24 protein-coding genes and 1 pseudogene are annotated in these 25,401 nt (G+C 58.4%); 10 read left to right on the forward strand and 15 right to left on the reverse strand.

What is annotated here, in order from left to right; translation table 11 throughout:
* Position 1: 1 nt before the first annotated feature.
* On the reverse strand, positions 2 to 1,354 hold the full coding sequence (locus AC13Q5_RS24170) for an MFS transporter (protein WP_488503417.1): 1,353 nt from the start codon (positions 1,352 to 1,354) through the stop codon (positions 2 to 4).
* 145 nt (positions 1,355 to 1,499) lie between these two features.
* Between AC13Q5_RS24170 and AC13Q5_RS24175 the strand changes: the two genes are divergently transcribed.
* Entirely contained in the window at positions 1,500 to 2,573 is a 1,074-nt protein-coding gene (locus AC13Q5_RS24175) for a lactonase family protein (protein ID WP_488503418.1), read from the forward strand.
* Here AC13Q5_RS24175 and AC13Q5_RS24180 read toward each other — a convergent pair.
* From AC13Q5_RS24180 to AC13Q5_RS24215, 8 genes and pseudogenes are all read right to left on the reverse strand, one after another.
* Positions 2,564 to 3,448: a GntR family transcriptional regulator gene (locus AC13Q5_RS24180; protein ID WP_488503419.1), complete on the reverse strand. Its 885-nt coding sequence runs from the start codon at positions 3,446 to 3,448 to the stop codon at positions 2,564 to 2,566. The two genes, AC13Q5_RS24175 and AC13Q5_RS24180, sit on opposite strands and share 10 nt — an antisense overlap.
* An 88-nt stretch (positions 3,449 to 3,536) precedes the next feature.
* A pseudogene (locus AC13Q5_RS24185) lies at positions 3,537 to 3,719 on the reverse strand (ABC transporter substrate-binding protein); the annotation flags it as partial.
* A 350-nt stretch (positions 3,720 to 4,069) separates the two neighbouring features.
* On the reverse strand, positions 4,070 to 4,879 hold the full coding sequence (locus AC13Q5_RS24190; RefSeq protein WP_488503420.1) for an IclR family transcriptional regulator: 810 nt from the start codon (positions 4,877 to 4,879) through the stop codon (positions 4,070 to 4,072).
* 15 nt (positions 4,880 to 4,894) lie between these two features.
* Positions 4,895 to 5,284, reverse strand: a complete 390-nt coding sequence (locus AC13Q5_RS24195) for a RidA family protein (protein ID WP_075854618.1) — start codon at positions 5,282 to 5,284, stop codon at positions 4,895 to 4,897.
* Between the two features lie 18 nt (positions 5,285 to 5,302).
* Positions 5,303 to 6,073 (reverse strand): amino acid ABC transporter ATP-binding protein, encoded by a 771-nt coding sequence (locus AC13Q5_RS24200; protein ID WP_075854619.1) that lies wholly within the window; start codon positions 6,071 to 6,073, stop codon positions 5,303 to 5,305.
* 12 nt (positions 6,074 to 6,085) lie between these two features.
* On the reverse strand, positions 6,086 to 6,745 hold the full coding sequence (locus AC13Q5_RS24205; protein WP_075854620.1) for an amino acid ABC transporter permease: 660 nt from the start codon (positions 6,743 to 6,745) through the stop codon (positions 6,086 to 6,088).
* Between the two features lie 4 nt (positions 6,746 to 6,749).
* Positions 6,750 to 7,412: an amino acid ABC transporter permease gene (locus AC13Q5_RS24210; RefSeq protein WP_457879314.1), complete on the reverse strand. Its 663-nt coding sequence runs from the start codon at positions 7,410 to 7,412 to the stop codon at positions 6,750 to 6,752.
* A 55-nt stretch (positions 7,413 to 7,467) separates the two neighbouring features.
* Positions 7,468 to 8,307, reverse strand: coding sequence for a transporter substrate-binding protein (locus AC13Q5_RS24215; protein ID WP_075854622.1), 840 nt, complete (start codon positions 8,305 to 8,307; stop codon positions 7,468 to 7,470).
* A 1,062-nt stretch (positions 8,308 to 9,369) separates the two neighbouring features.
* Between AC13Q5_RS24215 and AC13Q5_RS24220 the strand changes: the two genes are divergently transcribed.
* The 9 genes from AC13Q5_RS24220 (at position 9,370) to AC13Q5_RS24260 (ending at position 17,851) form a co-directional block, all read left to right on the forward strand.
* Positions 9,370 to 9,984, forward strand: a complete 615-nt coding sequence (locus tag AC13Q5_RS24220) for a cupin domain-containing protein (protein WP_143525495.1) — start codon at positions 9,370 to 9,372, stop codon at positions 9,982 to 9,984.
* Positions 9,985 to 10,106: 122 nt separating this feature from the next.
* Positions 10,107 to 11,048, forward strand: a complete 942-nt coding sequence (locus AC13Q5_RS24225; protein WP_457879315.1) for an ABC transporter substrate-binding protein — start codon at positions 10,107 to 10,109, stop codon at positions 11,046 to 11,048.
* An 89-nt stretch (positions 11,049 to 11,137) separates the two neighbouring features.
* On the forward strand, positions 11,138 to 11,935 hold the full coding sequence (locus AC13Q5_RS24230) for an ATP-binding cassette domain-containing protein (protein ID WP_075854767.1): 798 nt from the start codon (positions 11,138 to 11,140) through the stop codon (positions 11,933 to 11,935).
* Positions 11,936 to 11,937: 2 nt separating this feature from the next.
* Positions 11,938 to 12,945, forward strand: a complete 1,008-nt coding sequence (locus AC13Q5_RS24235) for an ABC transporter permease (RefSeq protein WP_488503526.1) — start codon at positions 11,938 to 11,940, stop codon at positions 12,943 to 12,945.
* 5 nt (positions 12,946 to 12,950) lie between these two features.
* Positions 12,951 to 14,039, forward strand: coding sequence for a phosphotriesterase family protein (locus AC13Q5_RS24240; RefSeq protein ID WP_488503527.1), 1,089 nt, complete (start codon positions 12,951 to 12,953; stop codon positions 14,037 to 14,039).
* A gap of 26 nt (positions 14,040 to 14,065) precedes the next feature.
* Positions 14,066 to 14,836, forward strand: coding sequence for a glutamine amidotransferase (locus AC13Q5_RS24245; protein WP_488503421.1), 771 nt, complete (start codon positions 14,066 to 14,068; stop codon positions 14,834 to 14,836).
* Positions 14,837 to 14,841: 5 nt separating this feature from the next.
* A complete protein-coding gene (locus AC13Q5_RS24250) occupies positions 14,842 to 15,753 on the forward strand; it encodes a ribokinase (RefSeq protein ID WP_488503422.1) in 912 nt (303 codons plus the stop codon).
* A complete protein-coding gene (locus AC13Q5_RS24255) occupies positions 15,750 to 16,592 on the forward strand; it encodes a BtpA/SgcQ family protein (protein ID WP_457879318.1) in 843 nt (280 codons plus the stop codon). The genes AC13Q5_RS24250 and AC13Q5_RS24255 overlap by 4 nt, the downstream gene beginning before the upstream one ends.
* Positions 16,589 to 17,851: a Zn-dependent hydrolase gene (locus AC13Q5_RS24260; protein ID WP_488503423.1), complete on the forward strand. Its 1,263-nt coding sequence runs from the start codon at positions 16,589 to 16,591 to the stop codon at positions 17,849 to 17,851. Before AC13Q5_RS24255 ends, AC13Q5_RS24260 begins: the two co-directional genes overlap by 4 nt.
* A gap of 835 nt (positions 17,852 to 18,686) precedes the next feature.
* Here the strand turns inward: AC13Q5_RS24260 and AC13Q5_RS24265 are convergent.
* From AC13Q5_RS24265 to AC13Q5_RS24290, 6 genes are all read right to left on the reverse strand, one after another.
* Entirely contained in the window at positions 18,687 to 19,103 is a 417-nt protein-coding gene (locus AC13Q5_RS24265) for a DUF3830 family protein (protein WP_457879320.1), read from the reverse strand.
* 82 nt (positions 19,104 to 19,185) lie between these two features.
* Positions 19,186 to 19,914: an amino acid ABC transporter ATP-binding protein gene (locus tag AC13Q5_RS24270; RefSeq protein WP_488503424.1), complete on the reverse strand. Its 729-nt coding sequence runs from the start codon at positions 19,912 to 19,914 to the stop codon at positions 19,186 to 19,188.
* Positions 19,911 to 22,832: an FAD-dependent oxidoreductase gene (locus tag AC13Q5_RS24275; RefSeq protein ID WP_488503425.1), complete on the reverse strand. Its 2,922-nt coding sequence runs from the start codon at positions 22,830 to 22,832 to the stop codon at positions 19,911 to 19,913. The genes AC13Q5_RS24270 and AC13Q5_RS24275 overlap by 4 nt, the downstream gene beginning before the upstream one ends.
* 2 nt (positions 22,833 to 22,834) lie before the next feature.
* Complete coding sequence (gene dapA / locus AC13Q5_RS24280; protein WP_488503426.1) at positions 22,835 to 23,725, reverse strand: 4-hydroxy-tetrahydrodipicolinate synthase; 891 nt, start codon at positions 23,723 to 23,725, stop codon at positions 22,835 to 22,837.
* Between the two features lie 16 nt (positions 23,726 to 23,741).
* Positions 23,742 to 24,434 (reverse strand): amino acid ABC transporter permease, encoded by a 693-nt coding sequence (locus AC13Q5_RS24285; protein ID WP_075854636.1) that lies wholly within the window; start codon positions 24,432 to 24,434, stop codon positions 23,742 to 23,744.
* A 70-nt stretch (positions 24,435 to 24,504) separates the two neighbouring features.
* Positions 24,505 to 25,341 carry an ABC transporter substrate-binding protein gene (locus AC13Q5_RS24290; RefSeq protein ID WP_488503427.1) on the reverse strand — a complete coding sequence of 279 codons (837 nt, stop codon included), beginning with the start codon at positions 25,339 to 25,341 and terminating at the stop codon, positions 24,505 to 24,507.
* Positions 25,342 to 25,401: the final 60 nt, after the last annotated feature.

Here is a 25,401-nt window from a genome sequence, read left to right on the forward strand (position 1 = left end):
CTCAGGTTTTGGGTTGCCTGGCGCGCGCGATATGAAACTGCCCAGATGGTCCAGCGTCCTCCGCCGTCTCTCCGTTGGAGACCCGCATGAACCATGTCATCAGGAAGGACAGGAACAGCAGTGCGGCGAGGAACATGAGCCCACCGAGAGCGCTGCCCGTCCAGGTCTTGGCTGCGCCCATGGCGTAGGGACCGACAAAGCCGCCGAGATTGCCGATGGAATTGATGGCGGCAATCGAGACTGCCGCGGTCGAGCGGCTGAGGAAGAGACCGGGCAACGACCAGAAGGGCGACTTGAAGGCATAGATGCCCGCAAGCGCCACGGAGATAAGGCCGATAGCGATATAAGGATCGCGGGTCAGGCCCGTGGCCGCCAAGGCGACACCGGCAATCAGCAATGGTGCTGCGGTATGCTTCTGACGCTCGCCGGTGCGGTCCGAGCTGCGCGACCACAGGACCATGGCGATGGTGGCAACCGCATAGGGCACCATCGCGACGAGGCCGATCTGAAAATGGCTGAGATTAGCGCCGAATCCCTGGATGATCTGCGGCATCCACAGTCCGATACCGAGATTGCCGACCTGATAGATGAAATAGATGGCCGACAAGAACAGCACTTTGGGATTCGAAATCGCCTGCCACAACCCGAGATGCTTGACGTTCTTATGGCTCGCATGATCGGCGGCCAGCTCCTTCGTCAGCCAGTCGCGCTCCTCCGCAGTCAGCCATTTCGCCTTTTCGGGGCGGTCGGTCATGTAGAAATAATTGAAGATGCCGGCCGCAACCGCGGGAACGCCCTCAAGAATGAGCATCCATCGCCATCCAGGAAGGCCGAAGCCGCTGACATTGTCCATGATCCAGGTGCTGAGCGGCGCACCCATCAGATAGGAAACGGGAATGGCGGCCGTGAAGAACGCCACCGTCGTCGCTTGCTCCTTCGAACGGAACCAATAGGTCAGATAGATGATGATGCCGGGGAAGAAACCGGCTTCGGCAACGCCGAGAAAAAAGCGCAGGATATAAAGCTGCATGGCGTTCTGGGCAAAACCGGTCAACACGGCAACGGCGCCCCAGGTCAGCAGGATGCGCGAGATCCAGATGCGCGATCCGTATTTCTGCAGGGCGATGTTGCTCGGCACCTCGAAGAGAAAATAACCAATGAAGAAGATGCCGCCGGCAAAGCCAAAGGCTTCGGCAGACAGCGCCAGATCCTTGTTCATCTGCAATGCCGCGTAGCCGAGGTTGGCGCGATCCAGATACGAGATGACATAAAGCAGGAACGTGTAAGGGACGATCCTCCAGAAGACCTTCCGCATCGTCGTCTTTTCTAGCGCGCTTGTCGCTGTATCGGTCATTGCTACCTCCCAGAAGCATTGATGGCGGCCCGAGGTCAACTCGAGCGCATGTGGCCTATTTACACAATATGATTATAAAATGCAATTGCGACGATGTGCGTGCCGCGCTATGATTTTGGACACAGCATTCAGGGAGGATGTCCGCATGACTGGAGAAAGGACGAGGATCGCCTATGTCGGCACCCGCACGACGAGGGCTCGCAATGCGCGCGGCAACGGGTTGAACGTCTATCGGCTGGCGCAGGATTTGAGCTGGGAGCATCGTCAGCTCCTGGAGATGGAAAACCCTTCCTTCCTCGCCTTCGATCGAACGGGGCATTTCCTTTATACCGTTCACGGCGATTCCGATCGCGTCAGCGCTTTCTCCATCGACCCGGCATCAGGACGCCTGACCTTCCTGAACAAGCAATCGACCGAGGGGCGCAACCCTGTGCATCTCTCGTTCGATCCATCGAACCGGTTTCTGATCGTCGCAAACCACGTCACGTCCACGCTCGCCGTTCTTCGCCGCCAGGAAGATGGGCGACTTGGTTCGGTCGAGAGCCTCACCACCATCGAAGGAGAAGTCGGCCCGCATCGGGTCGAACAGCCTTTCGCCAAACCGCATCAGGTGGAATTCGATCCTTCGGGAAACTGGATTGCGGTGCCGGACAAGGGATTGGACAAGATCCTCGTTTACCATTTGGATCCCGCTTCCGGCATGCTGACGGAAGTGGCGTCCTGCCGCTCCCGGGAAGGCGCAGGCCCGCGTCACATCGCCTTTCATCCGCAGGGGCGCCTTGCCTATGTGATCAACGAATTGGACTCGACCGTCGCGGCCTATCGCTTCGACCCGGCAACGGGCAGCATCGAGCCGTTCCAGATCCTGTCTTCGCTTGCCGACAGCTTTACCGGCAACAGCCGCGGTGCCGAAATCGCGGTTTCCGCCGACGGCCGCTTCGTCTACGCTTCAAATCGCGGCAGCGACACGATCGCAGCCTTCTCGATCGGCGAAGACGGACGCATGACACCCCTGGGCTCGTGGGCCACGGCAGGAAGGACGCCGCGCTTCTTTGCCATGCTCCCAGAGGGCCGGACATTGCTGGTCGCGAATGAGGACAGCGATACGATCACGGCCTGCAGCATCGACAAGGCAACCGGGCATCTCTCGCCGATATCGAGCACCCTTGCCGTTGGCAGCCCCGTCTGCATCCTTTTCAAGGATCTGGATCAGACCTGAGGCGTTTTGATGCGGCTTGCCCCCATAATGTGGGTGTAGAGAAACGCTGCCGCCTCATTGCGGCGGCCATCTTCGACCAGATCGAGAATATGCAGGTGTTCGGTCGTCTGCCGCGGAAGCCGGCTTCTGTCGATCGTGATGTGATATTCGATCAGCCGACGCAGGCGGTTTATGCGTCTGATCGCATCGAGGAAAAACTCGTTGCGCGAGCAAGCCACGAGCATTTCGTGAAACTCGTTGTTTGCCTTGAATATTTCGGCACGGGACCACGTTTGATATCCGCCCTGCCCGAGCTCCGTCTGTACCTGTCTCGCGTGTCTGAAACCTTCGGGGTCGGGCCTGAAGCTCGGCAGCAACATGGCCTGTTGCTCGATGACGGCACGGAAGGCATAGCCATCTTCATAACTCTGGCGTGACGTCAAAGTCTGGCGGAAAGACCAACCGTTGCCGGGCAGCCGCTCAACCCATCCCTCATCGGCAATGCGGTGCAGGATCTTCAGCAACCGGCTTCGCGGCAGATCGTAAAGGCGCATCATTTCGCTTTCACTGAGTCGCTCGGCGAGCTTGCCGGAAAAACGGTCCTCTGCGATCCGGAAATAGATGACTTCATCACCGTCGCCGTCCTTCGGACCATCTGGCCTTGATAATTCCAGATCGTCGCCGTCAACGGCCAGAAAATAACCCCTATTCGGCTCCGCGCGCACAATACCCCGACCCTCCAGGCTCCGCAGCGCACTCATGATCGGAGCGCGGGAGACGCGGAATGTATCAGCCAGCATCTGGAGAGGCAGATGCTGGCCTTTGCGCATCCCATTCGCTTTCACGAATTCGATGATATTGCCGCTGATCTGCGGTGTGAGGCTGCTTCTCGCCATGACTTCCGATTCATCGCTTTCAATACGGGTTTTTTATCACCGCAGAAAACATCAAGACAGCCCTAACGATGCCTGAACCCGATCTTCTTCACCTGGCGTTTTTGACGAATTCCGTCGTATACGTCCTTGAAAGATCGATTTGCTTGCCTTTGACATTCTTGGAGAATTCCGAAGGAATCGTCAGAACAGTTTCGGGGCCTCACTCAGGCATCATCCCGTCCGGCGTGAAGATGCCCTTGCTTGCCTCGAGCGCATTCACATATCCGTCCTTGTGATAATTACTTTAGAAGCCCTCAAAATTGCATTTTATAATTATATTATTTATTTTTAGAACAGGGTGACGAAACGCATTCTGACGGCACCGGATAAATAATTTACGCGACACAAGACTTTAGGTTTCGGCTCGCCCTTGTCGCTTGCCGTCTGGCGATAGCCCGACACTCCGCGTCATCGATCGCAGATCCTCGTTGGCAATCCCGCTGTATCCGACATGCACAAGACCTTCGCTCCTTTCGTTGCGATTGCGACAATCGCCTGGTCAGATGGACCTCGCCACGTCATGAGCCTTCTTCCTGCAGGGCCTGCGAAGCGCATTAATTTTTCAAGCCTCAAGCAGTGAGACTAACGCCGCGCACCAGCACCACGATACTGATCCTGGCCATAACCAAGCTTTTCACTAATCTCACCAGCGGCACGCAATAGGCTGTCAAGGTAGTCATCTCGGTTGCGCACCCCATCCTCCCGAGGAGTGACCAGGCACAACGTAGCAATACAGTTACCGCCTGCTTGATAGATAGGGACGGCAAAACAGCGGGTAAAATTCTCCACCTCGCTATTGAAGGTGAAATAGCCGTCCTGGGCAGCCCCGCGCACCTGCGCGATGAAATTCGCCGGATCCAGACGCCGGCCGTCTGGCAGGATGAAATCCTCAGGCGGGATGAAGTCGACAATCTGCTGGTCGGACAGATGGGAAACGAGCAATCGCCCGGACGCCGTCCAGGGGATGGAAACGAGTTCACCAACATTGGACGAGATACGGAACGGGCGAATACCTTCGCGCATCATGGCAACGGTGTATTTGTTGCCCTCAAGAAGGCACATTTGTGCAGTCTCGCGGGTCTCCTCGGCAAGGTGGGTCAGCATACGCTCGCACTCGCGCATGAGATCGAAATGCTCGGCATAAGCTGTTCCGAGGAAGTAGAGGCGGCGGCCGAGAAATACTCGCCCTTCGTCGCCCTGGTAGTCGAGCATCCCGTGGCTGAGCAAAAGATTGACCAGTTCATACACGGACGACCGCGGCGCACCGATTTCCGCCGCGATCTCGTTGGGTCGCATCGGCTGCCGCTTCACGCGCAGGAATTCGAGTATCTCGAATGCACGATCCAATCCCCTGGTGCGTCGTGCTGCGATCTCGACAGCAGCCTCGGCCATGCATTTCTCCAATCTTCAGGCGCGATCCGCGCGATACGCGACACAATCCACTTCGACCTTGCAGTCGACCATCATGCGTGATTGCACACAAGCTCGGGCAGGAGGATTCTCGCTGAAATATTCGGCATAGACGCCATTGAAGCTCCAGAAGTCCCGCGGATCATCGAGCCATACACCGACGCGTACCACGTCCTGCAGGCGGTAGCCCGCCTCCTCAAGGATGGCAATCATGTTTTCGATGGCCTTGCGGCTCTGGGTGATGATGCCCCCGGGAACGATCTCGCCCTTTTCCATTGGCACCTGACCGGAGACATAGAGCCAGCCGGCGGCTTCGGTTGCTCTGGCGAAGGGAAGCGGCTGACCGCCAGCCCCCGTTTCTCCCGCGCCATATCGCTTGATCGTCATGATATTTCACTTCCCTGCTTAGTTGAAACTTGAAGTCTTCAGAAACTCGGCGAGCCGCTCGGTCCTGGGCTTCACGAACATTTCCCTGGGGTCGCCTTCCTCGCAGATGACCCCCTGGTTCATGAAGATGACCCTTGACGACACCTCGTAGGCAAAACGCATCTCGTGGGTCACGAGCAGCATCGTCATCCCATCTGCGGCCAGTCCCTTGATGACCTGCAGCACTTCCCCCACCAGTTCGGGATCGAGGGCGGAGGTCACTTCGTCAAACAACATCAGCCGGGGAGACATCGCGATTGCGCGCGCGATCGCAACGCGCTGCTGTTGGCCACCGGAGAGCTGACCCGGATAGTGATTGGTGCGCGCCGAAAGGCCGACCCTGTCGAGCCAACGCTCGGCGATCGACCGGGCTTCGGCCTTCGGCGTCTTCTTCACCTTGATTAGGCCGAGCATGACGTTTTCGGCAGCCGTCATGTGAGGAAAGAGATTGAACTGCTGGAACGCCATGCCGGTCAGGGCACGCTGGCGGGCGATCTCCCTTTCGCTCTTGCGGCGGCGCGAAGTCCCTTCGATATGATAGCCGATCTCTTCTCCATCGAGGCTGATCGTGCCACCCTGAAACTCCTCCAGCATATTGACGCAGCGCAGCATGGTGGTCTTGCCGGACCCCGAAGAGCCTATGATCGAGATGACCTCGCCTTCCTCGACCGAACAGTCGACGCCCTTGAGCACCTCGTGGTTGCCGTAGGTTTTCCGCAAACCTTTGATTTCAAGCATGGTCTTGGCCATTGGTCAGCTTCCTCAGGATGGAAGGGCGGTCTTACGCTCGACGAATTTGCCGAAGCGCTCGATGCCGAAGTTGACGATGAAATAGAGGGCACCCGCCAAGAAATAGAACTGCAGGCTCATGAAGTTACGCGAGATGATCTCCTGCGTCCGCAAGAGCAGCTCGGCCACGCCAATGACCGACAGCAGCGTCGATGCCTTGACCATCTCCGCGGCGGTGTTGACCCAGGTCGGCAGGCACTGGCGCAAGGCTTGCGGCCACAGGACGGAGGTAAATGTCTGCCCGAAGGTCAGTCCGATCGCCTTGGCAGCTTCGGTCTGCCCGCGCGGTATCGCCTGAAGCGCGCCGCGCACGATCTCGCCGACGTGGGACGAACAGAAGACCGCCAACGCCAATACGCCGGCAGAGAAAGGCCCCAGATCGACGCCGACGGCGCTCGACACATAGTAGCTGGCGAGAACCAGGACGAGAACCGGCGTGCCTCGGATGATATCCGTATAGGCCCGGACGACCAGCCGGAGCACGGCATTGCCATAGGCGAGCGCCAGCCCGACGAAGACGCCAGCGACAGAGCCCGCCAGGATTGCGAGCAGCGAGATGGAAACCGTCATCATCAAACCGTTGAGGATGACGAAGCGGGCAATCCAGAGCTGTTCCAGGAAAGTGTGTGACATCGGCTTACCTCGGCAGGGCCAGCCGGCGCTCGACAAAGCGCATCGCGGCAGCGATGAGAAGACAGGTCGCGACATAAAGGGCGGTGGTCACCATCCATGTCTCGATGACGCGGAAACTCTCTACATTGATCTTACGGGCCGCGAAGGTGAGTTCCGAAACGGCAATCGTTGCTGCCAGCGACGTATCCTTGAACAGTGATATGATCGTCGAGGACAATGACGGAAGGACATTGCGGAACATCAGCGGCGCTATGATGGAGGTGCGGATCTGGTTGGAGGTCAGGCCAATCGCCAGGCCGGCTTCTGTCAGCCCCCTCGGGATCGAAAGCAGCCCGGCCCGAAAGACCTCTGCCAGATAGGCGCCCGAATAAAGCGAGAGCACCAGAACGAAGCTTTTGATCTTGTCGAGCCTGAAGCCCATTTGCGGAAGCGCGAAATAGGCAAACAGCACCAGCACGAGGATCGGCAGGTTGCGGATCAGGGTCACGTAGCAGCGCGCCGGAACGGCAGCCATGCTTTTCCTGGAAAGCAGGGCGAACGCCACGATCAGGCCGAGCAGAGCGCCGATCAAGATCGAGATCACCGCCAGCCCCAGGCTCAGCGCCAGGCCACTTATGAGAAAATCGAAATTGCGCCAGACCGCGGAAAAATTCAGCGTATAACCCATCTCGGGCTGCCCTTCGAAAGGAGGGAGCGAGGTTTCCCCGCCCCCTCGGAGTCAATTACTTGAATTCGACCGGGAAGCCGATTTGCGGTGGTGTCAGATCCTTGCCGAACCAGGTCTTGTAGGACTTCGCATAAGCATCGAACTCGACGCCCGTCATCGCCTCGTGCAGCGCGGTATTGACGAAGTTCAGCCAATCCTGATCGCCGCGCTTGACGCCGCATGCGTAGGTCTGCGGATTCCAGCCGTAGCCGGCGTCCTTGTACTTGCCGGGGTTCTGGGTCATGTACCAGGCGAGCGAGGACTGGTCGGTCGCAGCCGCATCAGCGCGGCCGGACTCAAGCGCCTGGTAGATCAGGTCGACGGAGTCGTACTGGTCTACCTTCGCATCCGGGAGTGCCGCGTGCACCATGGCTTCGGCGTAGACGTTCTGAAGCACCGACACAGTAACCGACGAGCCCGCAGCCTTAAGCGCGGCGTAGTCGGCATACTGGCCGCCTGCCTTAAGCATGAGGCCCACACCTTCGCGATAGTAGGGAATGGTGAAGGCGATCTGCTGGGCGCGCTCGCCGGTCACGGTCATGAACTGGCAGGTGATATCCACCTTGTTCGTCGTGATGTTGGGTATACGTGCGTCGGAAGACTGGTTGACGTATTCGATCTTGTCCGGATCACCGAATAGAGCCTTCGCGATAATATGGCCCATGTCGATGTCGAAGCCCTGAAGCTTGTCGTCGGCGCTCTTGAAGTGCCACGGCGCGTTGGTGCTGCCGGTTCCCATGATCAGGTGGCCGCGGGTCAGTACTTCATCAAGTTTGCTGCCGTCGGCCAAAGCCGGTGTGGAAAGTGCTGCAACGGCGGCCAGGGCGATCAGGCCGGCACGGAAAGAAATAGTCATCGCGTTCCCCTTTCTTATGAAACATTTTTATGTCCAATATACCAGACGTAAGTCTGTTTTATTGGATTTTCATAGGAAGCTGCATCGGAAATGAATTGTCAATAGAGACTGCCCCAAAAATCTGCAGCGAACGATGCTGGCTGCTTTTTTGGCGGCGCAGCATTCTTCGAGCCGAGGATTCCATGCTCTCGAGCGGCAACATTCCACTGAGATGGATACGCCGGTCGCGATGGTTGATCTGGATGTAACGAAGGGAAATATCGAGCGTTTTCAGAGTTATGCAGATCCTCATAGGTTGTGGGTTCGCCGCATATCGAGACCCACAAGCTGCCTGCCATCGCTGAAATGCATCTCCAGTCCGGCGCTTGCAGCATCAGCTACAAGGAAATGTCGGAAGACGAAGCCATAGGCAGGTCAGCGACGCCATTACCGGTGCAGTGATTGCCTGGAATATCCTCGGTCAAGCCAAGCTGAGGCGACCGCGCGCACTGGCGAACAAAACGCCCATATTGTTTGAGCGATGCTTTCGGGAAACGAAGGCTACGAGATGCGCCAATCCCTTGGCGAAGCCGTGGCATGAGATAACGGGAAGAAGCTTACACGCCCTACAGGGGCAGCAAGTGGCAATGGATGGAATATGGTCACGACTGTCGCTTCCTGAGCCTGACATTATGGACCGGCATGGCGTTATCGCCGATGTCTTCGGGCCATTGAGGTGAAAGCGTGCGAAACCCCATCGAGGCTCGCGCGGCGAATGTCGCGCTGCATCAAGAAGCCGAATATACGTCCGCAATTGTGATCTGATATCCAGAATTTGCCAGGCTTGTTGCAATCGGGCAGGGTCCATATACGCCCCACATATGTGGAAGACCCATTAACCGGCAAGAGCTGCTGTAACGAACGCATTCTCGCGTTTAACTGCCAAACGGCACGGGGATAAAATATGGGATATCTGCAAGCACCAGCTCATGGTGCATGCCACGCCCGTTTGAGACGCCTAGACAGATGCAAAGGGCTGGCGTTAAGCTTTGATTTTGTAACAGCGATGCCAGAACCATGAATATGATTGGATCCCCCGGGCAATCGGGAGAAGACAACGAGGAAAAGATACTGACCAATCCGACACGGCTTGGAGGCCGCCTGAGGCTCGCCCGACAAACCCGTGGCTTGACCCTCAAGGCTCTCGCCTTGGCTGCGGATTGCTCTGAAAGCCTGCTGTCGAAAATCGAGAATGGCAAGGCTTCGCCCTCGTTGCCGATGCTGCACCGGCTTGTCGGTGTTCTGGGCACGAATATCGGTTGGATGTTCGAGGAGGCCGACGGTGAAGAGGGTATCGTCTTTCGTTCCGGAACAAGGCCTTTAATCGGGCTGGACCCATTGCGCAGAGGGGAAGGCATTTCTCTCGAACGGATTATCCCTTATTCGCAAGGTCATCTACTTCAATGTAACATCCACCACATTGAAGCCGGCGGTCAAAGTGCCGGACCGATCCAGCATATCGGCGAGGAGGTCGGATACGTTCTTGCCGGCGAAATCGAACTTATGGTCGGTGAGCGCACGTTCCGGCTCTCCATCGGCGACAGTTTCGTCTTCAACTCGGAACTTCCCCACTGGTATCGCAATGTCGGTGCTGAGCGCGCGAGCATCTTCTGGGTCAACACGCCAGCGACTTTTTAGCTCCCACAGCTGTCACGGGAGCGAACTCGCGATCATCGTCAAAATCATCAATTCAAGTCACTTGACAAGAATTCAAGTTACTTGAATACTCTCCATGCAATCCAAAAACATGGGGAACAATCATGCGTCTTAACAAATACCTGTTCGCTTGCGCGCTTGGCGCAACGCTCACCCTCGCCTGCAGTCCCGGCGCCGCGATAGCGAATACGCTGGCTCTTGTGACAATCAATCAGCAGGCTCTGTTTTTCAACCAGATCAATGATGGCGCCAAGGAGGCGGCAAAGAAGGCCGGCGCCGATCTTGTCATATTCAATGCCAACAACGTTCCGAGCGCACAAAATGACGCCATCGAGAACTACATCACTCAGAAGGTTGACGGCATCATTTTGGTTGCCATCGACGTAAACGGTGTCAAACCGGCAATCACCGCCGCCAAGAAGGCCGGCATCCCCGTTATCGCCATCGATGCTCAGATTCCCAACGGCGACAATATCGCCTTCGTGGGTGTTGACAATACCAAGGCGGGCGAAGAGATCGGCAAATTCTATTCCAACTACGTCAAGGACAAGATGAGCGGTAGCGCCAAAGTCGGCGTGGTCGGCGCACTCAATTCCTTTATCCAGAACCAACGTCTCGACGGCTTCAAGTCTGCGGTAAAGACGGGTGGCCAGAAGGTCGATTTCCTCGATACAGTAGACGGCCAGAACGTGCAGGATGTCGCGCTTAGCGCAGCGGAAAATCTCATCACCGCCAATCCCGACATGACGACACTCTATGCGACCGGTGAGCCGGCACTCCTTGGCGCTGTTGCGGCCGTCACCAGCCAGGGCAAGACGGGCAGCGTGAAGGTCTTCGGCTGGGATCTGACCAAGCAGGCGGTCGAGGGCATTGATCAGGGTTGGGTGACAGCCGTTATCCAGCAGGATCCTGCCGGCGAAGGCAAGGCGGCCGTCGAAGCGCTCGTCAAAGTGAAAAAGGGCGAGAAGATCGATCCAATCATCAATGTGCCGGTGACCATCGTCACCAAGGAGAATGTCGACAAGTTCCGGGGCATGTTCAAATAACTCCCGCACCTCGTCACGTCATGGCCGATCGCTTCGGCCATGACGTTGTGGCATCATGGCTGAGGCCATTTCCGCAAGGCAGCATTGATATGACAAACGCTGATACCTACCGCGTCAAGATGACCGGTATTTCCAAACGCTATGGCACGATGCAGTCGCTGGACAATGTATCGTTGGCCTTGAAACCGGGCGAGGTTCTTGGCCTTGTCGGTGACAACGGCGCCGGAAAATCAACCTTGAGCAAGGTTCTTTCGGGTGCGGTGATCCCGGATTCGGGGACGATCGAGATTGACGGCAAACCGGTTTCCTTTGCTTCGCCAGCCGACGCACGCGCTGCGCATGTCGAGATGGTCTATCAGGACCTGTCTCTTTGCGACACGGTCGACGTGGCGGGCAATCTCTTCCTTGGGCGAGAGCCGAAATGGAAGCTTGCGGGCATTCCGATCCTCGACAAAAAGACGATGCATGAACGGGCGCGCCATATGCTGGAAGGGCTCGGCATCGTCATTCCGGACACGTATTCGAAGGTCGAAAATCTTTCAGGCGGCCAGCGCCAGTCGATTGCGATCGGACGAGCGGCGTCATTTAACCCGTCGGTCCTCATCATGGATGAGCCGACGGCAGCGCTGGCGGTTGCCGAGGTAGAGGCGGTGCTGGAGCTTATCCGCGCGGTCAGCGCGCGGGGCGTCAGCGTCATTTTGATCACGCATCGCCTCCAGGATCTATTTCTCGTCTGTGATCGCATCCAGGTGATGTACGAAGGACGGAACGTGGCCGAGCGCCTTATCGCAGAAACGAATATCGAAGAGGTCGTCAACCTGATCGTCGGTCGTAAGTTCTCTGCGCGCTCGGCCGGTCAATCCACTGAGCGAGGCGCTTCCGCATGACCATGACGTCTTCTCACACTCAAACCGGCCCGTCGTCTCGCCTGCGCAAGGCGCGCCTGTATGACAAGGCCATAGCCAATGGTGGTATCGTTTCGATTGCCTTGTTTTTCATCGCAGTCTGCGTTTTCTTCTCCCTGTTCACCAATGTCTTTCTGACCGCGCCCAATCTTCTCAACGTCGTCAGGCAATCCGCTCCCTTGTTGATCGTGGCGGCGGCAATGACTTTCGTCATCACCACAGGCGGTATCGATCTGTCGGTTGGATCCGTATTGGCCCTTGCCGCAACGCTTTCGGCTGCCTGCCTTCAGGCCGGAATCCCATGGCCGCTTGTTGTTGTTCTGATGATGTTTCTTGGTGGGACAACTGGATTGATCCAGGGATATTTCATCGCTTACGAGCGGATCCCCGCCTTCATCGTCACGCTGGCAGGATTATCGGTCATCCGGGGCCTGGCGCTCCTCATTACCGGCGGCTACTCGATCCCGATCGCTCCGGAAAGCCCGTTCACGGCGATTGGCCAGGCCTGGTTCTTTGGCGTTCCCGTACCTGCAATGATTGCGATCGTGGCCCTTGTCGCAGCCTATGTCGCCTTCAACGAAACGCCCTTCGGGCGATACGTTACCGGTATCGGCGCCAATGCCGAGGCGGTACGTCGCGCCGGCGTCAACACTCGACGCGTCACCTTGTTCGTCTATGTGATATCGGGTGTCGCAGCCTCTGTCGCTGGGATCATTCTCGCAGCGCGTCTGGGCTCCGGCTCTTCAAACGCCGGCCAAGGCTTCGAGCTAGATGTCATTGCCGCGGTGGTGCTGGGCGGCACGAGCCTCTTCGGTGGGCGCGGTTCGCTCGTCGGCACGGTGCTTGGAGCATTGACCGTCGCCGTTATCGCCAACGGTCTGATCCTCTCGCACCTGTCACCCTTCTTCACGCCGATCGTAACTGGCGTCATCATCCTTGTGGCGATCTGGCTGAACTTCCGCCTTTTCAAGGGCGCGACGAGGAGCCGTTGAGCATGATGGATCATCTTTTTTCGGACAACGCCAAAACGCGACATCCCATCGGCGTTCAAACCGGATGCGTTATGACCGTACTAGGCCCGATCCCGGTCGCGGATATGGGCGTGACGCTCATGCACGAGCACATTTTTCTGGACGGGGCGAGTTCGTGGAAATGCCCCTGCCATCCCGATGAAAAGGCGATCGCCGAACGGCCCGTGGGGATAGAGATCATCGGCGAATTGCGGATGAACCCCTATATGAACCGCGACAACGTCTCGCTGGATAATGGGGATCTGGCGCTCGCCGAACTCGGCCGCTTCCAGAAGCTCGGCGGCCACACCGTGGTCGAAACCACCAACTTTGGCATAGGGCGCGATGCCGAACAATTGCGCCGCATCGCCAGCATGTCCGGTCTGAAAATCATTATGGGTACGGGCTTCTATCTGGAGCATACGCATCCAGAATGGTTGAAAAGCATGGATCTGGACGAGGTCACGGCTTTCATCGTCAACGATGTCGGCGGTGGCGAGACTCAGCCGGACATCATGGCTGGCATCATCGGCGAGGTCGGCATCAGCAAGGATTTTACGGCCGAAGAGCAGAAGTCCCTGCGGGCATCGGCGCGAGCCTCGCGGCTGACTGGTCTACCTTTATCCATCCATTTGCCAGGATGGGAGCGCCTTGCCCACCGCGTCCTGGATGTGGTTGAGGAAGAAGGCGCGGATCTGCGTCACACCGTGCTCTGCCACATGAATCCCAGCCACAATGATCTTGATTATCAAAAGAGCCTCGCGGAACGTGGCGCTTTCCTGGAATACGACATGATCGGCATGGACTATTATTACGCCGATCAGGATGCCCAATCGCCGTCGGATGAGGAGAACGCCAAGGCGATCCGGGCGCTCGTCGACTTGGGCTTTGCCGATCGGTTACTTCTGTCTCAGGACGTCTTTCTCAAGATCATGCTGACCCGCTATGGCGGCTTCGGTTACGGCTACATTCTCAAGCATTTCCTGCCGCGACTGAAGCGCCACGGTGTCGATCAGCAGGCAATCGACCAAATGCTGATCACCAATCCCCAATCGGTATTTTCCGCCTCGGCCTGAAGGCTGGGTGCATTCAAGGAGCAGTTATGAGCAAGAAAAAGGTTCTTCTGGCGGGTGAATCGTGGGTTTCGACCGCCACCCACATCAAGGGTTTCGACCAATTTCCGACGGTTACCTATCACACTGGCGCCGACGAGCTGTTGAAGGCGTTGAGGGACAGTGCCTTTGACGTCACCTTCATGCCGGCCCATGAGGCGCAGCGCGATTTTCCGCTGACAGCCGAAGCGCTCGCGGAATATGAAGCGATCGTTCTGTCCGATATCGGCGCGAACACCCTGCTGCTGCACCCGGATACATGGATTCATTCCAGGAGGACGCCGAACCGGCTGAAGCTGCTGCGCGACTATGTGGCAAATGGCGGCGCGCTGTTGATGTTCGGCGGCTACTACAGCTTCCAGGGCATCAATGGGGGTGCGCGCTACCATAAAACGCCGGTCGAGGACGTGCTGCCGGTAAGCTGCCTGTCAATTGATGACCGCGTCGAGGTTCCCGAGGGATTCACGCCGATCGTATCGGGTAATGCCGACCATCCCGTTCTCAAGGGGCTGGGAAGCGATTGGCCTTATCTTCTCGGATTCAACGAGGTCGTCGTCAAACAGGGTGCAGAAATCCTTGCGACCGTTTCCAGCGAATATGGTTCGCAGCCGCTGCTGGTGACCGGCACCTATGGCGCGGGCAAGACGCTTGTCTGGACGTCGGATGTCGGCCCGCACTGGCTGCCACCCGAGTTCATCAGCTGGAACGGCTACAAGACCCTGTTCGAGCAGATGCTGGCCTGGGCGACAGCCAAGGACTGACCGCCATGCGCCTCCATGTCGTCGGCAATGTCTGCGTCGATACGAGCTTCCGCTTACCGCGCCTGCCGCGCCCGGGCGAAACGCTCAACGCGACCTCGGCGATTGAGGGCCTCGGAGGCAAGGGTGCCAACCAAGCCGTTGCGGCGGCCCGAAGCGGAGCAGATGTGCGCTTCTGGGCGCCGGTCGGCGATGACGATATCGCCGAGAAAATGACAAGGATGCTGGCGGGCGACCTTGATGTCGATCGACTGATCCGCCTGCCTCTTGCCACCGATCGTTCGACGATCCTGCTGGAAGAAGGTGGGGAAAACGCCATCGTCAGTGCCGTCGCCTGCGCGCAAGGCTTCGATCCGATCCATCAGACGGATCTGGCCCAGAGCTGGAGGAAGGATGACATCCTCTTGATGCAGGGTAATCTGCCGTGGTTGGCCACCGCTGTCTGTCTGAAACTTGCCAAAGAGGCGGGCCTGAAGACGGTGCTCAATCCGAGCCCCCTGTCAGACGTACACGTCGAGGATCTTGCCGATGTGGATCTTGTCATCGTCAATCAAGGTGAAGCCTCGACGTTGACCGGCGTGGAGACCTCTGCTGCTGCAGACCTGCTCTTCGACAAAGGGGGCAGAAGCGTGGTCGTGACGCTGGGAAGCAAGGGTAGCCTCGTTTGGGATCGGGAGGATGATGCACCTCTTGTTCTTGAGGCGCCCGAAAGCGCCGCTGTCGATACCAGCGGCGCCGGCGACTGCTTTGCAGGTACCCTCGTTGGCTTGCTCGCGCAGGGAAAGAGCTTGGTTGCGGCTGCAAGGGTGGCAACCAAGATCGCAGCCATCTCGGTTACTCGTCTTGGAACGCTCGCCTCCTATCCCTCGCGAGCGGAATTTTCGGAAATCATAAAGATATCAGAACTGGAAAACACATGACTGGGACAATGAAGCCAATCGGGCAGGTGGAGGGCAACGCGCTCATCGATCTCTTTGGGCGTGACAAGGCGATCATCGGCGTCGTTCACCTGGCGCCGCTTCCCGGAGCGCCACGCTATTCAGGAGAGGCGATTGAGACAGTGTACCAGCGCGGCCTCGACGATGCCCGCGCCTATCTTGCCGGCGGCTGCGATGCAGTGATCATCGAGAACCATGGCGACATTCCATTTTCGAAGCCCGATGATATCGGTCCTGAGACTTCGGCCTATATGGCCGTCGTCTCGGATCGCATCCGCCGTGAACTTCGCCGGCCGATCGGGATCAATGTTCTTGCCAATGCCGCCATCCCCGCGCTTGCGATCGCCAGTGCGGCAGGCGCGGGCTTTGTTCGTGTCAATCAATGGGCAAACGCCTATATCGCCAATGAAGGCTTTATCGAGGGAGAGGCCGCGCGTGCGATGCGCTATCGTGCGCGGCTCAATGCCCATGGTATCCGCATCTTCGCCGATGCCCATGTCAAACATGGAGCGCATGCCATCGTTGCGGACCGACCGGTCGAGGAACAGGTCAAGGATCTCGTCTTCTTCGATGCGGATGTGGTTATTGCCACGGGGCAAAGGACAGGGCATGCGGCGGATCTCGATTACATAAGCATGATCAAGCAAGCAGCGGGCCTGCCGACGCTTGTCGGCAGTGGCGTGACGCCGGAAAATGGCAACGATATTCTGTCGGTTGCCGATGGCGTGATCATAGCAAGCTCGCTGAAATACGACGGCGTCTGGTGGAATGCGGTCGACCCGCTGCGCGTGACGAACTTCGTGGCAGGCATCCGCCGATGAATGCATACCCGAAGATCAATGCGCCGCGCCTACTGCAGCGCATTGCCGATTTTGCAGCCGTCGGAGCGACCCCAGCAGGCGGGGTGAACCGTCAGGCGCTGAGCGCGGACGATCGCGCAGCCCGACGGCTGCTTGCGGAACTGGCCGTTGCACGGGGATTTGGCATCTATCAGGATGCGGTTGCCAACCTGTTCATCCGGCGCGGGGGGCGCGATCCCTCACTGCCGCCCGTGCTGATCGGTAGCCATCTCGACAGTCAACCTACAGGAGGTAAGTTCGACGGCGCGCTCGGCACGCTGTCTGCCTTCGAGGTACTGGAATCGTTGGAGGACGCGGATGTCGTTACGGAACGATCCATCGAAGTCGCGTCCTGGACCAACGAGGAAGGCAGCCGCTTTTCTCCCGGCTGCATGGGTTCAATGGCCTTTGTCGGAACGGGCGACATACTGGGCTGGCAGGACATGCATGGCGTCGACGGAGTAAGATTTGGCGATGAACTGGCGGCTACATTGAATGCGCTGCCGGAAGCTGTGACGCGGCCGATTGGCCATTCCGTTTCCGCCTTCGTTGAAGTGCACATCGAGCAAGGCCCTGTGCTTGAGCGCACGGGCGTGCCGATCGGCATCGTCACCGGCGTACAGGGAACCAAATGGCTGGAGATATCCTTCACCGGCGAAGCGGCTCATGCCGGTACGACACCACTGGAATTCCGCAGGGATCCGATGGCGGCAGCGATCGGCGCAATCGCGCGCTTACAGCAAGTCGTCATGCCCGCCGATCCACTGGCGCGGCTGACGGTTGGCCGAATGACCGTTGAACCCAGTTCGGTCAATGTCATCCCGGGCAAGGTCACGTTCACGGTCGACATTCGTCATCCGGAGGAAGGCATGCTTTCCTCCATCGAGGCTCAGGTCATTGCGGAATGCCGGGTGTCGTCGGAACGACATATGGTCGATGTGCATATCGAAAGGCGCTTCGACTTGGCGCCCGGCAAATTCGACAAGGCAATCGTGGATTTGATCGACAACGCTTGTGAACGGCTCGGCATTTCCAGCATGAAGCTGGTCTCGGGAGCTTTCCATGACGCACTTTTTATCACTCGCGTTGCACCGACAGCGATGATCTTTGTTCCATGCCGAGACGGCATCAGTCATAACGAGGCTGAATTCGTTACCCCGGAAAATATTGAGACGGGCGCAAAGGTACTGCTTGAAACCACCCTTTCTTTAGCTGGGGGAATAATGCGCGCCACCGGTTAGAGGCGGCCGACGATGACAGCGTTCCAATAGCCGCACGTTCATGGTTTGGTATGCAGGTCGCCGGCTGCCCAAATGCTCAGCCAATCGCCGAAGTACTGACACCCCAACAAGCACAGTCCCGTGCCATGTGGGAACCATGGCAAGGCGGCTGTCGTCCACACTTTAGATAGGACAGACCGCAAACAGGTATTCTTGAGGGGATTATGAATCTGGCAGCGCGCCCAGATAGGCAAGTTGGTGATATAACACCTTGCCGTAGAAGCTACTATTCCGTTTGAAGATCCTCTTTGTTGCTCGTATCGTCGAAGGCTGGACTTGCGCTTCCGGATTGTCGGCTTGCTCTCAAATCATTCTCGTCGAAGGCGTAGCGACGCAAAAGAGCGAAAAGTGCTTCGTTCATATGAGCCCCGTCCAAAAGCTCCGGATTATCACAGATCACGTTGATGGTTCGCTGCACAACGCGATCGGCCGCAGCCTCCGAGTCGACGAATTTTCTTGCCCATTTCAGAAGGGTGGCGCGAAGGTCAGGATCTTGCGACATTTCTGCCGGTTTCGGAAGCGGCATAGAATTCCTCGTATTCCTGAGACACCCGGTTCACACGTTGGCCTGTGGTCATGAGCATCTAGAGATTGATGGCAATGGCTTCATACTACGCGTCAAAATACGGGTGTCCACTTGGGAGCCTGATTTTATTACGGCACCCATCCTTGGCCTGAAATGCTCGACGGAACAACAAAGCTGGTCCGTCTACATGGAGAATTCGGCAACTGACCGACGACGTCAGGCTATTGCGGGCGGATCATCGCATAGCAAGGATAACCATCCCGCGCCGAATTACCCAGAAATCTCCTCAAACCTGATATCCTGAGCACCTTCCCATAACACCAGGCGGCCCAGTTCCGGTAGTTTGTCGAGGTTCGATGTAAGCGTGATGAAATGATTGCCGGCAAGCTGCCCCATCTTTGACGAGAAATCGACGCCGCCATAGGCAAGCAGGATTTCCGTTTCGCTGATGCCGCCGGGATAAAGAATGATCTGCCCGGGGGCAGGATGACTGGTATGGTTCTCGTAAGATACGCCGAAATCTCGTTCCCCAAGCGGAATCCACACGCCCTCGCCCGACCAGCGTACGTGTACGATTTTTCCTTCGAAAGGCATCTCCTTCAGAAAGGCCTCGCAGGTCTTGGGCGCCTTTGCCGTCTCCAGCATGGCATCGAATTCAAACGGGCCGGCGGTGATCTTCAGTTTCATTCCACTCTCTCTTGCTTCGGTTGTCTCTATTGTGGTCGGTTCCGGTCGAGGCGATGCGGTTTCCGCCGCATGTGAGCATCCATCAATGCCGGAGGATCTTGCCGAGGAAGGCTTCCGTTCTCGGATTATGACTAGCGGTGAAGAATTCTTCACTCGGCCTATCTTCGACGATCTCGCCCTGGTCGATGAAGATGACGCGGGTGGCCACGCGGCGGGCAAAACCCATCTCATGGGTCACCACCATCATCGTCATTCCGTCCTTTGCCAGGCCGGTCATGACGTCAAGCACTTCAGACACCATTTCCGGATCAAGCGCAGACGTCGGCTCGTCGAAAAGCATCGCCAAGGGGTCCATGGCGAGCGCGCGGGCTATGGCAACGCGCTGCTGCTGGCCACCGGAAAGCTGGCTCGGAAACTTCTTCGCATGATCGATCAGGCCGACGCGATCGAGCAATTGCATGGCCTTGGCCTCGGCCATCGCCGGGCTGCGTCCGAGCACGATCTTCTGAGCCAGCATGATGTTATCGAGGATGCTGAGATGTGCGAAGAGTTCGAAATTCTGGAAGACCATGCCGACGCGCGTGCGCAGGTTCGGCAGATCCGTTTTCGGATCGCCCACCTCGATCCCGTGCACCTGGATGGACCCCTCCTGGAAGGGCTCCAAGCCGTTGACGCATTTGATCAAGGTCGACTTGCCCGAACCGGATGGGCCGCACACCACGACGATCTCGCCGCGCTCGACCTTGACGCTGCAGTTCTTCAGGACCTGAGAGGTGCCGTAGAATTTGGAGACGCCGTTGATCTCGATCATGAGCGGCCTTTCGTAAAACGAGTGATGGAAAAGGGTTGCAGCGCCCTGCCGGTCTCGCGGCCAAGGACGATCTGGGCGGTAAGTTGGCCGACCAGGGGGCCGAGCGTATAGCCGTTGGAGGTCACGGCGTTGAAAAAGCCGGGTTGCAGCGGATGTTCGCCGAGGATGGGCGCGCCGTCGATATTGATATTCATCGCCGCCCAGCTACGGATCACATGGAGTTTGCGCAGCGCCGGCACCACATGCTGGGCCACCCAGAGATTACCTTCAAGGCTCGACAGCAGCGGGCGGGGATGCTGATGCACTGGATCGAGGCCCGCCGTCCAGCCGCCGCCGATGATGAAATTGCCGTTGCTTGCCTGCTTCAATGTCAGATGGCGATCGGCATGAGCAACGAGGCAGGTTATCAATGGGGCAGCCGCCTCCGTGACGACCATCTGCAGCGGTGCGCCGAAGACGGGAATGTCGAGCCCAAGCATAGCACCGATGCGCGAAGAAAAGGCGCCGGCCGCATTGACGATGCGTTTCGCTCTGATTGTCCCGCGCGACGTCGCCACCTCGAAACCAGAGGCATGCGCCGCAATGGCGACGACCTCGCATTTTTCGATGAGGCGCGCTCCCCTTGCGCGAGCGGCCTCGAGGATATGCTGTGTCGCGACGAGCGGGTTGATCTTGCCTTCCTGCGGACAATAGGCGGCCCCGACGAATGCGGGTGACAATGCCGGCTCCAAAGACCGCAACTCGTCTCGATCGATCAGGCGGCACTCGACACCGGCGCGTTGCTCGACGGCGACCTTATCGGCAAGGAAACGCATATGCGCCTCGCTCTCGGCAACCATCAAGCCGCCGGTCACCTTCATCTCAAAATCGCAGCCGAGCTCCCGCTGCAAGGCGGCCCAAAGGGCGATGGAATCGCGCTGCAAGGGCAGCGTCTGCGCCGCCGGCCCGCCACCACCTTCGGCACGCACGCCGTGATCGAAGGATAAAAGCTGCGCATGCAAGCTGCCAGCATTGCCTCCGGAGGCGAGCGAATTGGCAAAGGCACGTTCGACAACCGCAACGTCCTCACCTTCGCGTGCAAGAAAAAGCGCGGTCGATAGACCGGCGATCCCTGCCCCGATCACCAAGGTCGATGTTTCCGAGAACGGCAGAGGCTCAGCCGATTGCAACGGCTGCTTCTCGGGCAGCATTGCGCGCTTGTGTCCTCCCCATTCGGGCTTTTCGACTGCAAGGGCGGCCAGGGGAATGGGCCGCAACGGCATTTGCGGCGCCAAAAAGCCCTGCGTCTCTCCAGCGTTGCGCCTCTCGCCTGCGACCTTAGCCAGCATATGACCACAGTAACGGCTCTGGCAGCGTCCCATGCCGGCGCGCGAAAGTCGCTTCAATGTGGCGATATCCGCTGCACCTTTTGCAATGATCGCTTTCAAGGTGCCGGCTGTTACGCCTTCACAACGACAGATAATCGTCTCATCAGCAAGCGCCCCGCCTCGATCGGCGGTTGACGGCTTGAACGCCGTCCAGAGAGCGACCTGGAAAGCGCGATGGCGGGCAAGCCTGCGTTCGGCTTCATGATCGGATGTGCCGCCAAGACCCAGCTTGCGCGCGACCGCGAGCCCGGCCAGCCGGCCTTGCGCCCTGGCAATATGGGCACCGCCAAAGCGTGCAGCCTCGCCGACGACATGAATGTGAGAACGCGTCGTCTCGCCATCATCGGCGCTCGTAACCGCAAGCTCGCCATCGGCGACTGCGTGGCCGCAACCCAGTAGCCGCGCGAGCTCGTTCGAGGAAGCAAAGCCGCCGCCGATAAGGACAGTATCTGCGTCCAGTTTCCTGTCACCTTTCGGGCCGGATACGATAACGGAGTGGACGCCGGCGGGTCCATCAATGGAGGCAATCCTGCTCTCCCAGTAGAGCGGGGTACCGGCTGCCTGCAAAATCGCAAGCTGTCGGGCGCCGTGGATGGCAAGGCCGCCACCGAGCTTCAGTAAGCTCAAAGTCTCGAAAGGCTTCGACCATGGCGGCGCTGCGGCTTCGACCAGCGCGACCACCGTGCCGCCCGCCCTATGGATCTCATTGGCGACCTGGATATTGAGAGGCCCGTTACCCGCGATGAGGATCCTGCCGCGCGGTACCGTACCGTAGCTTCTCAGGAGGGTCTGCGCTGCCCCGGTCGTCATGACGCCCGCGCGCGTCCAGCCAGGCACCGGGTATGGTCGCTCGTAGGCGCCGGTTGCAATCACGATCATTCGAGGCCTGCAATAGAATGCGCCCGATGGGCGATAGCAGGCGATAACGGTAGCGCCTTCCCCGTTTTCAGCGCCCCAGACGACCGTTTCGCCGATCAGGGTCACGCCGGCCTTGCTGGCACTTCGGATCAGGTCCAGCCCTTCGCGTGCCTGCGCGTCGTGTTCCAGCTGCGCCACGGCCGTCGACGTCGCAGGCTGCTTATAGTATTGGCCGCCTGCAATCTTGCGTTCATCAACGATCGTTACCTTCGCACCGGCGCTGGCAGCCGCTTCTGCAGCGGCAAGACCGGCTGGTCCAGCGCCAATGACCAGCAGATCCATCTCCATGGTTGCGATAGATGCCGGGACGTCACAGAGATTTGCAATTTGCCCGGACGCGATAGCCGGACGCGAAGATGGCCTATGAACATGCATGCCAGCTTCGACGGTGGTCATGCAGGCGCGCTGGCTGACTTTGCCGTCGACGGTCACGAGACAATCATGACAAGCGCCCATGCCGCAAAAAAGCCCGCGCGCCTCGCCCTTCAATCCGCGCGAGAAACCGTGCGGCCCACTGGCCTCGATCGCCGCGGCAATCGTCATGCCGTGCACGGCATGACGAGAACGGCCATCGACGAAGAATTCGATGGTCGGCTCTGCTGCGGATCGAGGAGCGGGTGACACGGACGGCATCCTCAGGCGTCGAATTTCAGGCCAAAATCCTGAACCAGCTTTTTCATGGCCGCATCCTGTTCAGTGGGTAGAGGCAGACGCGGCGGGCGCGGCGCACCGGCGCCAAAACCCATATGCCGCAACAGCGACTTCGAACCGGCAACATAGGCCTGCCCGCCGACGGCCTGAATGATCGGCAGCCAATGGAGATAGAGGGCGCGGGCCTCGTCGATCTTCTTTTCGTCGGCCACCAATTCGAAAATACGCGCCATCGGCCCTGGAGCGATGTTGGAAGCGACCGCCACCCAGCCCTGCGCGCCCATGACGAAGGATTCAAAGCCGAGAATGCCGCCGAAAACTGTCATATTGTCGCCTGCAAGCCGGATGATATCACGCACGCGCGTCACCTCCAGCGTCGACTCCTTGATATAGTCACAGCCATCGATTTCAGCGATCCGCTTCACCAGCTCCGGCTTCAGGTCGACATTGGCCGTTGCGGGATTGTTGTAGACCATGATGGGAATGGAGATCGATGATGCGACGGTGCGATAGTGGTGCACCAGTTCGTCGTCGGTCGGGGTCGAATAAAAAGGCGGGATAATCATGACGCCGTCTGCGCCCATCGCTTCCGCCTTGCGGCTCAGACGAACACATTCCCGCGTGTCTTCCGCACCGGCGCCGATCAGGACCGGCACACGGTCGGCCACGGTTTCGATCACCGTCCGTGCAACGCCATCGCGCTCGTCTTCGCTGAGCGAGAGAAATTCTCCTGTCGACCCCAACGGTATCAATCCGTGGATGCCTTGGCGAACCTGCCAATCGGTGAAGGCGGCAAGCGCCTTCAGATCCACCGCACCATGCTCGTCCAGCGGCGTGATCATCACGGTATAAACACCGCGAAATTTCTTGGTCATGTCGATTATCCTGCTTCTAGCGCTTTTCCGTCATGGACAGCCGGGAGTCTGCCTGACCGAAGCGTTTCTCGATGTGGCTCTGGAAAAAGTCCCAGAGCGTAGTCAAAAGGAGGTAGTAGATGGCGGCTACCGAGAAGAGCTCCAGCACCATGAAGCGCTCCTGGATGAGGACCTGGGTGCGGCGCAGAAGTTCCTCCATGGAGATGACCGAGGTCACCGACGTCGTTTTGAGAAGGCCGTTGACCGAGTTTCCAAGCGGCGGAATGATGACCTTGAACGCCTGCGGCATGACGATATGGCGCATGATCTGACGCTCGGTCATGCCGAGCGCGCGAGCGGCTCTCGCCTGCCCTTCGGGGACGGCTTCGATACCGGCACGAATGATCTCGGCCAGATAGGCCGCCTCGTTGAGCGCCAGACCGATCAGCGCCGCCTCGACAACCGAAAAGCGGATGCCGAACTGCGGCAATGCCGTGTAGATGGCGATCAGTTGGACGAGCAACGGCGTGCCACGGAAAAGCCAGATGTAGGCCTTGGCTACCAGCTGAACCAGACGCGCCTTCGAACGCCGCATCAATGCCAGGGCGAATCCGAGGATCAGGCCTGCACTCAGCGAGACCACCGTCAGCCATATAGTGGTGAAGACACCCCCGAGAATGAACGGGTTGAAGAGGTATCCGAAGAAACCCGACCAGCTCCAAAGCTGCATGAACGTAACCTTCCTTCCGAAGCGCGCGGCCAAGCCGCGCGCAGCCCTTCCGATGGACCGATCAGTCCAATCAGCGGCCGGGCCCCTTCACGGAATAGTCGCCCGTCACCATCGGCAAGCCATACTTGTCGAACAACGTCTTTAGCGAACCATCAGCCTTCATCTCCTTCAAGGTCGCCGAAACGGCATCGGCAAGCTTGGGGCTTTTAAAGGCAAGAGCGACAGGGGCAGGATAGAGGCCGCTCACGGCGCGCTTGAAGTCGCCGCGCGCATCGTAGTCCTTTGCAACGGCATCGATCGAGACCACGCCTTGAACCTGACCGGCGCGAAGGGCCTGGTAGGCAAGCGCGAAATTGTCGAAGGTCTGGATCGTCAGGCCCGGCTTGCCCGCATCCCGCAGTTCCTTGTCGAGCAGACGCGTCTTGGTTTCTTCGAAGCCGCCGATTTCCACACCGATCGTCATGCCGGCCAGATCGTCCTTGCCGGCGATCTTCTTGTCGTAACCCGGCGCGACGGAGACACTGATCGCCTGATCCTCGTAAGGGATCATCTGCATGATCTTGGCACGTTCTTCGGTAAAGAAAATACCGGTATCGATCATATCCCAGCGCCCGGATTGCAGGCCCGGCACCATGGCGGAAAACTCGATGCGAATATATTCGGGCTCAAGGCAGAGGCGTTTGGCGATCTCGGTGCCAAGTTCGATGCGCATGCCTTTCAGATCGCCGCTGGAATCGACGAATTGCAGGGGCGGCAAGGTCGGGTTCGTCGACATGACGAGTTTGCCGGGAGCGATCAAATCGCCTGCCGCAACCTTCGGCGTGCAGGACTGGGCGAAAGCGACTGATGTCGTCAAGGATAGAAGCGAAGCGGCGAGCAGGCCGCGTGACATTGAAAATCGAAACATGCTGACCTCTGGAGTTATTTTTGTTATGCCCAGACACTTGCATTCATCTGGGATCCCAGT

This window comes from Martinezella sp. CNPSo 3964, from assembly GCF_057784375.1.